Source organism: Achromobacter sp. GW823-FHT04E03 (genome assembly GCF_058796095.1).
On record NZ_JBXAIJ010000003.1, the window covers coordinates 25,091 to 39,331 of the forward strand.

Here is a 14,241-nt window from a genome sequence, read left to right on the forward strand (position 1 = left end):
GGCCTGTGCGCTCGCGCAAAGGACTACGCAAGCGCCTGTGTAACAATACACGTTGCACGTCATCTTCCATTGTTGACATGAGATTTACGCACGAGATTCACCTATGAAATGGCTAATTCCCGGGATCTGGCTGAGCGCCATCCTGTTTGCGCACTTCCGCGGCCGCGTCAAGCTGCCGCTGGGCCGCCAATTGCTGGACCATTCCGTACTGCTAGCCCCCGTCAACGCCTTCATGGTGCTGACCTCGCGGGTTCCCACCACGCCCTACCTGACGACCAGCGAAATCGCCGAACTCAAGGTGCTGGACGACAACTGGGAAACGATCCGCGAAGAAGCCCAACAGATGGCCGAGCTGCGCCGCATCAAGGCCGCCGACACTCATAACGACATCGGCTTCAATTCCTTCTTCAAGTACGGCTGGAAGCGTTTCTACCTGAAGTGGTACGACGCGCGCCACCCGTCCGCCGAAGAACTCTGCCCCAAGACCGTCGCCATCCTGAAGACCCTGCCCAAGGTCAAGGCCGCGATGTTCGCCGAACTGCCGCCGGGCGGCCAGTTGAACCCGCACCGCGACCCGTTCGCCGGGTCCCTGCGCTACCACCTGGGCCTGGTCACCCCGAACGACGACGGCTGCCACATCATCGTCGACGGCGAACACTACAGCTGGCGCGACGGCGAAAGCGTGGTTTTTGACGAAACCTACGTGCACGAAGCCTACAACCACACCGACCAGAACCGCATCATCCTGTTCTGCGACGTGGAGCGCCCGCTGAAGTGGCGCTGGGCCGAAGCCTTCAACCGCTGGTTCGGCCGCGTCGTCATGTCCGCCGCCAGCTCGCCCAACGACGGCGGCGACCAGACCGGCGCCATCAACAAGCTGACCCACGCCCACTGGGTCATCGACCAGAAGCGCAAGGCCTTCAAGGCCTGGAACCGCAATGTCTACAAGGCCACCAAGTACGGCCTGATCGCCCTGGTGGTCGTGGGCTTCCTGGCCCTGTAAGAAAAGGCGCCCGGACATCCGGGCGCCCCCCGTCAGCCAGATCGCGCAAGCGCCCACCGCCACAACGCAAGACACCGCGTATGCCACTTTTGGCCGCCCGGGCGGCCAAAAATGGCGGGCCCCGCAAACCTCTTCCCCACCCACGGCTTCAACATCGCGACGCCCCAAGACGCTCGTAGCCCGTCGGCGCGGGCGGCGTGGCGGCGAGCAACCTCGATGCGCCCGAGGGAATCGAAAGGAACCGCCGCAGGCGGTGACGACGATGACGACGGGGTAGTCCGGAGCGAACGCTCCGGACCGCAATCGTGGGCGCGAGCCGCCACGCCGCCTGCGCCGACGGGCGGCCTACGAAAAAACCACCGCCCGCGAAAAAACCACAAAAGCAATCAACGCTTAAGCGACTCCCAGCTCTTCATCAACCGTTTCACAGAAACCGGCATCGGCGTCCGCAACTCCTGCGCAAACAATGCCACCCGCAGCTCCTCCAGCAGCCACCGGAACTCATCCAGCCGCGGATCCGGCGCCCCTTTCAGCGCCGACCGCGCCCGCTGATACTGCGTCAGCAAAGGCGCCATCTCCGCCACCAGCTTGGCATCCCTGGCCGGATCCGCCCGCAGCTTGTCGATGCGAGCCAGAACCGCCTTCAGATACCGCGGAAAATGCGCAAGCTGCGCATACGGCGTATCGCGGATGAACCATTTGGGCATCAACGCCCCCAGCTGCGCCTGCAAGTCCGCGTAGGCAGCAGCATGCGGCTTGGCCTGCGGCAACTTGCGCTGCACTGCCGCCCATTCCGTCAGCACCGCCCCCGCCAGCCGCGCCACTTCCTGCGCCAAAAGACCCAGCCGGCCCTTGCCCTCGGCCCGCCGGGCCTCGAACTGCTGCTCGTTGACCGGCCAGGGATCGGCCAGGCAAGCCTGCCCCAGCGCGCAGTCGATGATCTGGTCGCGCAGCTCTTCCTGCGTCCCCAGCGTCATGTAGAGCATGCTGATCTTGGTCAGGTCCGCCAGGTTCTTTTCCAGGAACTTCACCTGCTCGCGCAAGCCCAGCCGGAACAGCCTGAGCAAGCCCGCGCGGTGGTGCTTGCGCGCTTCGTCCGGATCGTCGAACACGTCCAGGTCGCAATGCGCGCCGCGGTCCACCAGCGCCGGATAGCCGATCACCGACTGCCCGCGCCGCTTGATCTCCATGATCTCCGGCAAGGGGCCGAAGGACCAGGAGGTCAGGTTCTCGTGCGCCAGCGCCTGGGCCACCTGGGTGTCGCTTGCCGCCAACTGCTGGAACGTGGCCTGCGCCTGCTTGCCGAACTCGGCGCGCAGTTGCGCCAGGTTGCGTCCGGCCGCCAGCATACGGCCGTGCTCATCCACCACCCGGAAGTTCATGAACAGGTGGGCCGGCAGGGTCTCCAGCTTGAAGTCCGCCGCGGCTGGGCGGATCTGCACCTGGTCCCACATGTCGGCGATGATGGCATCGACCAACCCCTGCTGCGGGTCGGCCTGGCGCTCGAACCAGCGGTCGTAGAAGCCTGCGGCATAGTCCGGCAGCGGCACGCAGTGGCGGCGCAGCTTCTGCGGCAGCGACTTCAGGAGCAGGTGCACCTTTTCCTTCAGCATCCCGGGCACCAGCCATTCGCAGCGCGCCGGATCGATCTGGTTGAGCGCGAACAGCGGCACCGACAGGGTCACACCGTCACGCGGCGAACCGGGTTCGAAGTGGTAATCCAGCGCCATCGACACGCCCTGCCATTCCACCTTCTTGGGAAAGACATCGGTCGTGACGCCCGCGGCCTCGTGGCGCATCAGTTCGTCGCGCGTCAGCAGCAGCTTGGCGGCGGCAGCCTTGTCCAGCCCCGACACCCACTTTTCCAGCGTCGCCGTCTGCGAAATGTCGGCCGGCAGTTGCCTGTCGTAAAAGGCGTGGATCAGCTCGTCGTCGACCAGGATGTCCGGGCGGCGGGTCTGATGTTCCAGCTTTTCGATGCCTGCGATCAGCTTGCGGTTGTGCGCCACGAACGCCAGCCGCGTGTCGATCTCGCCCGGCACCAATGCCTGACGGATGAACAGCTCGCGCGCCTGGGTCGGATTGACCCGGCCGTACTGGATGCGCCGGCCGGTGTAGATGGTCAGCCCGTAAAGCGTGGCCCGTTCATTGGCCACCACCTGCCCGGCCTTCTTTTCCCAACGCGGATCGGACCAGTTCTTGCGGATCAGGTGCGCGCCGACTTTTTCCAGCCACACCGGATCGATGCGCGCCACGCAACGCGCGTACAGCCGCGTGGTCTCGACCAGTTCGGCCGCCACGATCCAGCGCCCCGCCTTCTTCACCAGCCGCGAACCGGGGTGGATATGGAAGCGGATCTCGCGCGCGCCCTGGTAATGACCGCCTTCGTCGCTCTTGAAGCCGATATTGCCCAACAGGCCCGACAGCAGCGCCATGTGCAGCTGCTCGTAGGTGGCCTCGGTCTGGTTCAGGCGCCAGCCCTGCTCGCCCACCAGCGCGGCCAGCTGCGTGTGCACGTCGTGCCATTCGCGCAGCCGGATCGGCGACAGGAAGTTCTGGCGCAGCAGGGCCACCAGCTTGCGCTGCGAGGCCTTGTGCTGCACCTGCTCGCCGTACCAGCGCCACAGCTTCAGGAAGGAGATGAACTCGGACTTGTCGTCGGCGAACTTGGCGTGCGCGGCTTCAGCCGCCTCGCGTTCCTGCATGGGGCGATCGCGCGCGTCCTGCACCGACAGGGCCGAGGCGATGATCAACATCTCGGCGAGGCACTGGTGTTCGCGCGCGGCCAGGATCATGCGGCCGATGCGCGGGTCCACCGGCAGTTTGGCCAGTTCATGTCCCGTGCGCGTCAGCACGAAGGACGAGCCGGTACGGGAAGCGTCCGTGTCGTCGTCCGAGGCCGACGCCAGTTCGATCGCGCCCAGTTCCTGCAGCAGATGGTAGCCGTCGGCCACCGCGCGGCCCGGAGGCGCCTCGACGAAGGGAAACTGTTCGATGTCGTCCAGCTTCAGCGACTTCATCCGCAGGATGACCGAGGCCAGCGACGAGCGCAGGACTTCCGGGTCCGTGAACGGCGCCCGGTTGTTGAAGTCCAGCTCGTCGTAGAGCCGGATGCAGACGCCCGGCCCGACCCGGCCGCAACGGCCGGCGCGCTGGTTGGCCGAAGCGCGGCTGATCGGCTCGATGCGCAGCTGCTCGACCTTGTTGCGCCAGGAATAGCGCTTGATGCGCGCCAGCCCGCTGTCGACCACGAAGCGGATGCCCGGCACGGTCAGCGAGGTTTCCGCCACGTTGGTGGCCAGCACGATGCGCCGCGCATTGGTGCGCGGATGGAAGATCTGCTCCTGCTCGGCCTGCGACAGGCGCGCGTACAGCGGCAAGACTTCGGTGCCGGCCGGATGGCGCTTGCGCAGCGCCTCGGCGGATTCGCGGATCTCGCGCTCGCCAGGCAGGAACACCAGCACGTCGCCCGGGCCGTGGCGCGCGCACTCGTCCACCGCGTCCACGATGGCGTCGATCAGGTCGCGCTCTTCGTCGCCCGACATCCGTTCGCGGTCCCGGCCGGGCTTGGCCGGGGCGGCCTCGTCTTCCGGGAGCTCCTCGCGCACGGGACGGTAGCGGACCTCGACGGGGTACAGGCGGCCGGACACCTCGATGACGGGTGCGGGCCGGTCCTCGGAAGCGCCGAAGTGCCGGGCGAAGCGCTCGGCGTCGATGGTCGCCGAGGTGATGATGATCTTCAGGTCCGGGCGGCGGGGCAGCAGCTGCTTCAGGTAGCCCAGCAGGAAATCGATGTTCAGGCTGCGCTCGTGCGCCTCGTCGATGATGATGGTGTCGTAGCGGCGCAAGAGCGGATCGCGCTGCGATTCGGCCAGCAGGATGCCGTCCGTCATCAGCTTGATGGACGCGTTGGGGCCGGTGCGGTCGTTGAAACGCACCTGGTAGCCCACGACCTCGCCCATGGGGGTGTTCAGCTCTTCGGCGATGCGCTTGGCCACCGACGTCGCGGCCAGGCGGCGCGGCTGGGTGTGGCCGATCATCTTCTGGCGGCCGCGGCCCAGCTCCAGGCAGATCTTGGGCAGCTGGGTGGTCTTGCCCGACCCGGTTTCGCCGCTGACGATCACCACCTGGTGGCTGGCGATGGCGCGCGCGATCTCCTGGCGCCGCGCGCTGACGGGCAGGTCTTCGGGGTAGGTCACCACGGGTATGGGCCGCTCGGGGCGCGGCGCGCGGCGCGCGTTCTGCGCGTCTGCCGCTGCCGCCGGAGCCGCCGCGTCCGCGGCCTTGGGCGCACGCGGGCTGGAGGATTCAGGCATGTACGATTAGTCCGGTTAGCCCGGCATTATAAATTTCCGCGAGCCCGCTGCCGGCGCCGCGGGCGCAAACCGGTAAATCCGGCACCAAATTGGCACTCTTTTCCGCCTGCGCCGGGGCGCGACGGTCATATAATTTCGCCACGCCGTCGTCCGACGGCGCTATGGCGCGGCACGGCGCCGCGTTTTTGCTTACTCTCAGGAATCCTTCCGCCCATCATGCCCGACCTGGAACCAGACACCGTCTCCGCCCTTGAAGCCCCAGAATTCGCACCCGCCCAATTCGTCCGATGGTTCCGAGAAGTGGCGCCTTATGTGCATGCGTTCCGAGGCAAGACGTTCGTGGTGGCTTTCGGCGGTGAACTGGTGCAGGCCGGCGCGCTGAACGCGCTGGTGCAGGACTTGTCGCTGCTGTCCTCGCTGGGCATCCGCCTGGTGCTGGTGCACGGCTCGCGTCCGCAGGTCAATGAGCAGCTGCGCCTGAAGGGCTTTACCCAGCAATTCGACCGCGGCCTGTCGCCCACCGACGCCGCCGCGCTGGAATGCGCCAAGGAAGCCGCCGGCGAAATCCGCCTGGACATCGAGGCCGCCTTCAGCCAGGGGCTGCCGAACACGCCCATGTCGCACGCCCATATCCGTGTCATCTCCGGCAACTTCGTCACCGCCCGCCCGACCGGCGTGCTGGACGGGGTGGACTACAAGCACACCGGCCAGGTGCGCAAGATCGACATCGACGCGCTCAAGTTCGCCATCGAAAAGGGCTCGTCCGTGGTGCTGTTGTCGCCGCTGGGCTTCTCGCCCACCGGCGACGCGTTCAACCTGGCCATGGAAGACCTGGCCACCAGCGTCGCGGTGGCGCTGCGCGCTGAAAAACTCATCTTCCTGTCCAGCTCGCAGGGCGTGCTGAACGACGACGGCACGCTGGACACTGAACTCGCCCGCGTGGACGCCGACGCCCTGCTGGCCGGCGGTGAACTCGACGAAGAGACCCATGCCTTCCTGCAGTACGCCTCGCTCGCGGTCAAGCGCGGCGTGGCCCGCGCCCACCTGCTGCCGTTCGCGCTGGACGGCAGCGTGCTGCTGGAAATCTTCACCCACGACGGCGTCGGCACCATGGTGGTGGAAGACACGCTGGACGACCTGCGCGCCGCCACGATCGACGACGTCGGCGCCATCCTCAGCCTGATCGAACCGCTGGAAGCCGACGGCACGCTGGTGCCGCGTCCACGCAGCGTGGTCGAGCGCGACGTGGAAAACTTCACCGTGCTGGAGCACGACGGCGTCATCTACGGCTGCGCGGCCCTGCACAGTTTCCCCGAAGAGCAGATGGCCGAAATGGCCTGCCTGATCGTGCATCCGGAATGGCAGGGTTCGGGCGAAGGCGAAATCCTGCTGCGCCACATGGAATCGCGCGCGCGCGCCGTCGGCGCCAAGCGCCTCTTCGTACTGACGACGCGCACCTCGCACTGGTTCATGAAGCGCGGTTTCGTGCAGGGCGGCATCGCCGACCTGCCGCGTGAAAAACAGCACAATTACAACCGTTCGCGCAACAGCCTGGTCTTCATCAAGAAGCTGTAACACCCGGGCTACCCGCAGGGTCCGCAGGGGCTTGGCGCCATCAGGTCGCCAAGCCCGTTAAAATGCAGGATTACTCATTTCTTCCGGCAGCGAACCATGGCCCGTATCGTCAACTGTGTAAAACTGAAGCGTGAAGCCGAAGGGCTGGATTTCCCCCCCTACCCCGGCGAACTCGGCACCAAGATCTGGCAGAGCATTTCCAAGGAAGCTTGGGAAGAATGGAAGGCCATCCAGACGCGCCTGGTCAATGAAAACCGCCTGAACCTTGCGGACGCCCGCGCCCGCAAGTACCTGAAGGAACAGATGGAGCGCTTCCTGTTCGAAGACGGCACCGTCGAAGCGCAGGGCTACGTTCCGCCCTCGGCCTGATCCAGCCGCGCCTTTTCCGGCCGCAAGCTGATGGCGGCCCACCCGATGCAGCCCCTCGCCCGCGAGGGGCTGTTCATTTCCGGCGCCAGCGTCCGCCTTGGCGCCGGCCTTAAGATTCAAGTACTGCTGGCCGTATCATCGCTGTCATGAAAGAAGAATCGCGCCTGTCCCCCTCCTCGCCCATCGAACGCGCGCTCGGCATCGCGCCCGACCGCCGCGCGGGCACGCTGCAGGACGTGCAGCACGTAGTGATCCTGATGCAGGAAAACCGCTCTTTCGACCACTATTTCGGCACCTTGCCCGGCGTGCGCGGCTTCGCCGATCCGCATCCCGCCCCCACGCTGACGGGCAATGTGCTGACGCAGGCGGATGGTGCGGCGCAGGTCCGCCCCTATGCCCTGCAGGCCGAATACGCCAGCGATGCACAGGTGGGCTACATCACGCCGCACACCTGGGACGACGCGCAGCGCGCCTGGAACGACGGCCGCATGGACCAATGGCTGCCCGCCAAGAGCCGCCTGGGCATGGGCGCCTACCGTGGCGAGGAGGTGCCGTTCCAGACCGCGCTGGCAAACGCCTTCACCCTGTGCGACGCCTATCATTGTTCGATCCATGCCGGCACCAATCCCAACCGGTTGTTCCTCTGGACCGGCACCAATGATCCGCAAGGCCTGGCGGGCGGCCCAGCCCTGGTGAATACCTTCGACCGCCTGGGGCCCGCCAGCGAAGGCTATGCCTGGACCACCTATCCCGAACGCCTGCAGGACGCCGGCGTGGACTGGCGCATCTACCAGGACATGGCGGACAACTATCACGACAATCCGCTGGCCGGCTTCCAGCAGTACCGCCGGCAGCATGCGGGTGCGGCCGGCGACGCGCCCCTGCGCGACCGCGGCCTGTCCACGTGCACGCTGGACCAGTTGGCCCGCGACGTCGCCGCTGGCACGCTGCCGCAGGTGTCCTGGATCATTGCGCCCACGGCCGATTCCGAACACCCCGAGGTCTCGTCGCCGGCAAGGGGCGGTGCCTACACGGAGCGCGTGTTGGACATCCTGACCCGCAATCCCGAGGTCTGGAGCCGCTGCGTGTTCTTCGTCACCTACGACGAGAACGACTGCTTCTTTGACCACATGCCGCCGCCTGCGCCGCCTGCCCGCGCGGCCGACGGCCTATCGGGCGGCCTCTCCACGGTCGAGCTGGACGGCGAATACCACGATGTGCGCCATGGGCCCAGCGCCGCCACGCCCGACGACCCTGCCGGACTGCATGGGCGCGGGTTCGGGCTGGGGCCGCGCGTGCCGATGCTGGTGGTCTCGCCCTGGAGCCGTGGCGGCTGGGTCAATTCCCAGGTGTTCGACCACACGTCGGTGATCCGTTTCCTGGAAGCGCGATTTGGCGTGCTGGAACCCAGTATCAGCGCTTGGCGGCGCGAGATCGCCGGCGACCTGACCTCGGCCTTCGACTTCGCTGCCGCCCGCGGCGCGCACGCCGAAGGCCTGCGCCAGGCTTGCGCCCTGCCCTACGCGCTGGACGTCCAAGGCCGCATGGCTGCCGACGGCGGACATTACCGGCTGACCCTGCGCAATCCCGGCGCCGCAGGCGCGGTGCTGCATGTCTACGACCGCCACGCGCTGGAACACGCGCCGCGTCGCTATACCGTGAGCGCGGGCGCGCGGCTGGACGACGGCTGGCGCCTGCACGCCGATGGCGCCTATGACTTGTGGCTGCTGGGCCCCGACGGCCTGCACCGGCACTTCCGCGGCGATGCGCGCGATGCCGGCACGCTGGAGGCGCAAGTGATGCCGGCGGCGACCGGCCTGAGCCTGCGTCTCGTCAATCGCGGCGAAACGCCGCAGGCGGTAAAAGTGGAGTCGCGCATGGGCGACGGCTGGTGCGCCATGGCGCACGTGCAAGCGGACGGCTCGCTGGATCTTGCCTACGGCGGTTGCCAGGGATGGTACGACCTGGAGATCACCGCGCTTGCCTTGCCGGCATTCGGCCGCAGGCTGGCGGGCCGCATCGACGCCGGCAAAGCCGGCCTGCCGGACCCGCGCCTGCAGGCAGGGGCGACGCTGCCCCTGGACTGACGCTTACTCTTCCGTGTCTTCTTCTTCACCGCGCGCCAGGCGCTCGGTGTTCTTCACGCCGGTGTGGCGCACGTCGGCGCCCTTGACCATGTAGATCACGCGCTCGGACATGTTCTTGGCGTGGTCGCCGATGCGTTCCAGCGCGCGCGCGATGAAGATCATGTCGATGGCGCGCGAGATGGTGCGCGGATCTTCGATCATGTACGTGATCAGGTGGCGCAGCGCGCCCTTCCATTCCTTGTCCACTTCCTTGTCGCTGCGCACGACGGCGGCGGCCTGGATGGGATCGAGGCGGGCGAACGCGTCCAGCGCCTGATGCAGCATGGTGCGCACATTGGCAGCCATGTGGCGCAGTTCGATCACCGGGATGTGGCGCAGTTCGGCTTCGTGGATGCGGCGCGCGACGGTGGCGACCTTCTCGGCTTCATCGCCGGAACGCTCCATGTCGGTCAGCATCTTGGACACGGCCATCAGCATGCGCAGGTCGATGGCGGTGGGCTGGTGGCGCGCCAGGATGCGGCTGATGCTCTCGTCGATTTCGACTTCGTGGCGGTTGACTTCCTTTTCACGCTCACGGACTTTCTCGACCAGCGAAATGTCGCCGCTGGCGAGCGCGTCGATGGCCTCCTGGATCATGGCTTCCACAAGGCCGCCCATTTGCAGGAACTGCGAACGGACGCTTTCGAGGTCCGCATCGAACTGCTTGTTTGTATGCTCCGACATCCGGGCTCCCTGCGTGTTTGGTCTCATTGCACTGCCCTGAAAAAAGGATATTACGAGATGGGCCTGCACAACCCGCAAGGTTATGACCCAAGTGTGACAGGATTATGAACACGGACCCCGGCGGCCACAAGGCGGGCCGGCCGGGGCAACGCCGGGAGGCGTCGGCAAGCGGACTCAGGCGCGGCGGTCCAGCCGGCGGATGCCGTTTTGCGTGGCCAGCAGGGCCACGTCGGCGCCCGCGATCGCGAACAGGCCGCAGGTCACTACGCCCGCCAGATTGTTGACCCGGGCTTCCAGGCCCGGCGCGTCGGTGATGGACAGGCCGGACACGTCCAGGATGACGTTGCCGTTATCGGTGACGAATCCCTCGCGCAGCTTGGGCTGACCGCCCAGCGCCGCCAGGGCGCGTGCCACGGATGCGCGCGCCATGGGGATGACTTCGACGGGCAGCGGGAACTTGCCCATGGTCTGCACCAGCTTGGACTCGTCGGCGATGCAGATGAAGCGCTCGGCCACCGAAGCCACGATCTTCTCGCGCGTCAGCGCGCCGCCGCCGCCCTTGATCATGTGCAGGTTGGCGTCGATCTCGTCGGCGCCGTCGACGTAGATCGGCATCGTCGTGATGTCGTTCAGGTCCAGCACCTTCAGCCCGTGTCCGGCAAGCCGGGCGGCGCTGCGCTCGGAACTGGCCACCGTGCCGCCGATCCGGCCCTTGAAACGGGCCAGGCCGTCGATGAAGAGATCCGCCGTGGAGCCCGTGCCCACGCCGATGATGGCGTCGGGTCCTGCGACCTGTTCAACGAATTCCAGGGCCGCGTCGGCGGCTTGCTGCTTGAGTTCTTGCTGGGAAAGCATGGCGAAAAATGCGGGAAGGTTGGTCAAGCCAGGAAATTTAGCATGCGGCAGCAGGCCACGCCCGCGCCAGGATGGCCTGCACATCCGCGCCCGCCGCCAGTTCGCCGAACACGCCGCCGCCCGCGTTCAGGCGGCCGGCGACGAAAGCCTGCGCCACCGGCGCAGGCGCATGCTGGATCAGCAAGGCGGCCTGCCACAAGCGCGCCAGGCCGGCGGCGATGCGGCGAGCCTGGAACTCGGCCTGGACGCCATCAGCCAGCAAGGTCCGCCAGCGCGCCAGCGCGTCGTCGAAGTCCTGGTACTGCCCCGCCGCCTGCGCGAACTCGCGCTCCAGCGCGGGCAGCGCTCCGGCCTCGCGCTGCAAGGCGCGCAATACGTCCAGCGCCATGACGTTGCCGGAGCCTTCCCAGATGGAATTGACCGGGGTTTCGCGGTAAAGCCGGGGCATAGGGCCGTCGTCCACGTAGCCGTTGCCGCCCCAGACCTCCATGCATTCGGCCACCGCGGCGATCGCGCGCTTGCAGACCCAGAGCTTGGCGGCCGGCGTACCCACGCGGACCAGGGCCCGCGCCGCGGCGTCGGCGCGCTCGTCCACGGCGCGCGCCAGCCGCAGGCCCAGCATCATGGCCGCCTCGCTTTCAAGCGCCAGGTCGGCCAGCACGTTGCGCATCAGCGGCTGCTCGATCAAGGGCTTGCCGAAGGCGTGACGGTGGCGCGCATGATGCGCCGACTGCACCAGCGCCTGCCGCAGCAGCGCCGCGCTGCCCAGCACGCAATCCAGCCGGGTGGTGGCGGCCATCTCCAGCAGCACGGCCAGGCCGCGGCCCGGTTCGCCCACCATGACGCCCCAGGCTTCCTCGAATTCGACCTCGGCGCTGGCGTTGCTGCGGTTGCCCAGCTTGTCCTTCAGCCGGCGCACGCGCACGGCATTGCGCGGTCCGTCCGGTATCCAGCGCGGCACGAAAAAGCAACTGAGTCCTTCGTCGGTCTGCGCCAGCACCAGATGCGCGTCGGCCTGCGGCACCGAGAAAAACCATTTGTGGCCGACCAGCAAATAGGCGCGGCCGCGGCCAGGCGCGCCTACTGGCGTGGCGCGCGTGGTGACGGCGCGCAGGTCGGAGCCGCCCTGCTTCTCCGTCAGGCCCATGCCGATCAGGGCCGAGCGCTTCGCGGCCAGCGGCGCGTCGGCGCCGTCGAACTCCCGCGAATACAGGGCGTTCAGCCATTGCCCGCCGAAATCCACGACGCCCGCAGGTTCACGCTGCAACAGCGGCACCGCGGCAAACGTCATGGTGGTGGGACACAGGCTGCCCGCCTCGACCTGCCCCTGCATGACATAGGCCGCGGCCCGCGCCACCTGCGCGCCCGGCTCGGGCTGCGCCCAGGCGCGGCTGTGCAGGCCGCGCGCCATGATGCCGCCCATCAGCAGATTCCAGGACGGATGGAATTCGACGCGGTCGATGCGGTGGCCGCCGCGGTCGTAGCTGACCAGGCGCGGCGTGCAGCGGTTGGCCTGCGCGCCGGCTTCCAGCGTCTGCGCGCGGCCCAGCCAGGCGCCATGCGCCGCCAGGTCCGGCTCCCAGGCTTGCGCGCCTTCGCGCCGCACCGCCTCGCGCAAGGCCGGGTCGGTTTCGTACAAGGAGTAGTCCTCCAGGGGCGGCACCTGGTTGGATACGGTATGTGTCGCGAACGATGACATGGCTGCTCCCTGGATCGGTCCACTGATGTGCCGCCAGCCCGCGGCGCGGTCAGCCCCTTCGGGCCTATCTGGCCATCGGCGCCACCAGGGCCCAGGGCCGCAGCGCCTCGACCTGCGCCGCCAGCTCCAGCAGCAGCGCCTCGCTGCCCAGCGGCCCCATCAGCTGGATGCCGATGGGCAGGCCGTCGGACGACATGCCGAAGGGGATGGAGATGGCGGGCATGCCGGTCAGATTGGCCAAGGGCGCAAACGGCGAATAGCCGATGACGCCCTTCTTGCCCAAACGGTAGGCCAGGTAGTCGGCGTTGTCCATGGCGTAGCGGCCGATGGGCGCCGGCGGCTGCGCCAGCACCGGGCTCAGGAACAGGTCGTAGCCTTGCGCGCCGTCGCGTTCCAGGAAGCGGCCGACCCGGCGCGTGATCTCGTGGCAGGTATCGACGCAGGCCACGTACTGCGCGCCGGAGATGGCGCGGGCGTATTCGCGCGCGCCCAGCGTTGTCGGTTGCAATTCATCGGCGGCCAGGCGGCGGCCGCGCGCGGCCACGAAGGCGTCAATGGCGTTGGCCGCCGCGCTCGCGATCAGCGGCAGCATCGGCGACAGCACCTCCTCGGATCCCACCGGCGGCGCGGCAGGCGCGAGTTCATGGCCCAGCGACGCGAAAAGCTGCGCGGCCTCGTCCACGGCGGCCGCCACTTCAGGATGGATGGCCTCGCCCTCGTAGGTCGTGTTGACGAAGGCAATGCGGCGCCGTGCGGCCGATTGCGGATCAGCAGCGACGCGCGCCACCACGGCGCGGTAGGAGTCAGCCGGCAGTGCCGGCGCGGCGTAAGGCGCACCCACGTCGGCGCCGGCGCTGATGTCCAGCGACGCGGCGCAGTCGCGCACCGACAGGGTCATCATGTGTTCGGTGGCCAGGCCGCCCCAGCCTTCACCCTTCAGCGGGCCCAGCGGCATCAAGCCGCGCGAAGGCTTCAGGCCCAGCACGCCGCAGCAGGACGAAGGAATGCGGATCGACCCGCCGCCGTCACTGCCATGGGCGATGCGCACCATGCCGCTAGCCAGCGCAGCGCCCGCGCCGCCGCTGGACCCGCCCGCGCTATGGCCCGCCTTCCAGGGGTTCTGGGTGGCCGGCCCGTAGACCGGCGATTCGGTGGTGGGGCTCAGGCCCAATTCGGCGCTGGTCGTGCGGCCGAACGGAATCAGGCCCGCGCGGCGGTAGCGCTTGACGATCTCGGCGTCGACGTTCCATTCCACCTGGCCGTACAGCACCGAACCCATGGCGCTGGGCAGGCCCAGCGCCGCCGTGCCCAGGTCCTTGAGCAAGGTAGGTACGCCCAGGAACGGCCGTTTCTGCAATTGCGCCAACCGCTGTTCCTGCGACAGGCCGCCCAGCTCCTCGTCCAATGACTGCGCCAGGCGTAGGCCGATTTCCGCCTGCAGGCCGCAGGCGGCGTTGATCGAGGGATTGCGGGCCGCCACCCGGTCCACCGCCTGCTGCATCGCAGCAAGCGCAGTGGTGACCCCTTGTGCGATATCGGCGCCCAGCGCCGTCGCGTCCAGGGTGGAGGAATCATGGCGTTCAGCGGTGCTCATGCTTGCAATGCTCCAGGTGA

9 protein-coding genes are annotated in these 14,241 nt (G+C 67.7%); 4 read left to right on the top strand and 5 right to left on the bottom strand.

Annotated features, from left to right (window positions below; all coding sequences use genetic code 11):
• The first annotated feature begins 103 nt into the window (after window positions 1-103).
• Window positions 104-1,003 (top strand): lipid A hydroxylase LpxO, encoded by a 900-nt coding sequence (lpxO, locus tag AC1RHV_RS19695; protein ID WP_054451172.1) that lies wholly within the window; start codon window positions 104-106, stop codon window positions 1,001-1,003.
• A gap of 386 nt (window positions 1,004-1,389) precedes the next feature.
• Here the strand turns inward: lpxO and hrpA are convergent, their stop codons facing one another.
• Window positions 1,390-5,319: an ATP-dependent RNA helicase HrpA gene (gene hrpA / locus AC1RHV_RS19700; protein WP_175214047.1), complete on the bottom strand. Its 3,930-nt coding sequence runs from the start codon at window positions 5,317-5,319 to the stop codon at window positions 1,390-1,392.
• A 216-nt stretch (window positions 5,320-5,535) separates the two neighbouring features.
• On the opposite strand from hrpA, the gene argA reads away from it, so the two are divergent.
• The 3 genes from argA (at window position 5,536) to AC1RHV_RS19715 (ending at window position 9,350) form a co-directional block, all read left to right on the top strand.
• Complete coding sequence (argA, locus tag AC1RHV_RS19705; RefSeq protein WP_054451170.1) at window positions 5,536-6,894, top strand: amino-acid N-acetyltransferase; 1,359 nt, start codon at window positions 5,536-5,538, stop codon at window positions 6,892-6,894.
• Between the two features lie 96 nt (window positions 6,895-6,990).
• Window positions 6,991-7,263 carry an oxidative damage protection protein gene (locus AC1RHV_RS19710; protein WP_054451169.1) on the top strand — a complete coding sequence of 91 codons (273 nt, stop codon included), beginning with the start codon at window positions 6,991-6,993 and terminating at the stop codon, window positions 7,261-7,263.
• Between the two features lie 146 nt (window positions 7,264-7,409).
• Window positions 7,410-9,350, top strand: a complete 1,941-nt coding sequence (locus tag AC1RHV_RS19715; RefSeq protein WP_492301799.1) for a phosphocholine-specific phospholipase C — start codon at window positions 7,410-7,412, stop codon at window positions 9,348-9,350.
• A gap of 3 nt (window positions 9,351-9,353) precedes the next feature.
• Here AC1RHV_RS19715 and phoU read toward each other — a convergent pair whose 3' ends face one another.
• From phoU to AC1RHV_RS19735, 4 genes are all read right to left on the bottom strand, one after another.
• Complete coding sequence (gene phoU, locus AC1RHV_RS19720) at window positions 9,354-10,073, bottom strand: phosphate signaling complex protein PhoU (RefSeq protein WP_054451167.1); 720 nt, start codon at window positions 10,071-10,073, stop codon at window positions 9,354-9,356.
• Window positions 10,074-10,247: 174 nt separating this feature from the next.
• A complete protein-coding gene (rpiA, locus tag AC1RHV_RS19725) occupies window positions 10,248-10,928 on the bottom strand; it encodes a ribose-5-phosphate isomerase RpiA (protein ID WP_054451340.1) in 681 nt (226 codons plus the stop codon).
• A 37-nt stretch (window positions 10,929-10,965) separates the two neighbouring features.
• Window positions 10,966-12,627 carry an isovaleryl-CoA dehydrogenase gene (locus AC1RHV_RS19730; RefSeq protein WP_492301801.1) on the bottom strand — a complete coding sequence of 554 codons (1,662 nt, stop codon included), beginning with the start codon at window positions 12,625-12,627 and terminating at the stop codon, window positions 10,966-10,968.
• 64 nt (window positions 12,628-12,691) lie between these two features.
• Window positions 12,692-14,221: an amidase gene (locus tag AC1RHV_RS19735; RefSeq protein WP_492301803.1), complete on the bottom strand. Its 1,530-nt coding sequence runs from the start codon at window positions 14,219-14,221 to the stop codon at window positions 12,692-12,694.
• Window positions 14,222-14,241: the final 20 nt, after the last annotated feature.

Excerpts from the sequence above, each read along its gene's own strand:
- lpxO (WP_054451172.1), top strand. The coding sequence starts at position 104 with ATGAAATGGCTAATTCCCGGGATCTGGCTGAGCGCCATCCTGTTTGCG.
- hrpA (WP_175214047.1), bottom strand. The coding sequence starts at position 5,319 with ATGCCTGAATCCTCCAGCCCGCGTGCGCCCAAGGCCGCGGACGCGGCG.
- argA (WP_054451170.1), top strand. The coding sequence starts at position 5,536 with ATGCCCGACCTGGAACCAGACACCGTCTCCGCCCTTGAAGCCCCAGAA.
- AC1RHV_RS19710 (WP_054451169.1), top strand. The coding sequence starts at position 6,991 with ATGGCCCGTATCGTCAACTGTGTAAAACTGAAGCGTGAAGCCGAAGGG.
- AC1RHV_RS19715 (WP_492301799.1), top strand. The coding sequence starts at position 7,410 with ATGAAAGAAGAATCGCGCCTGTCCCCCTCCTCGCCCATCGAACGCGCG.
- phoU (WP_054451167.1), bottom strand. The coding sequence starts at position 10,073 with ATGTCGGAGCATACAAACAAGCAGTTCGATGCGGACCTCGAAAGCGTC.
- rpiA (WP_054451340.1), bottom strand. The coding sequence starts at position 10,928 with ATGCTTTCCCAGCAAGAACTCAAGCAGCAAGCCGCCGACGCGGCCCTG.
- AC1RHV_RS19730 (WP_492301801.1), bottom strand. The coding sequence starts at position 12,627 with ATGTCATCGTTCGCGACACATACCGTATCCAACCAGGTGCCGCCCCTG.
- AC1RHV_RS19735 (WP_492301803.1), bottom strand. The coding sequence starts at position 14,221 with ATGAGCACCGCTGAACGCCATGATTCCTCCACCCTGGACGCGACGGCG.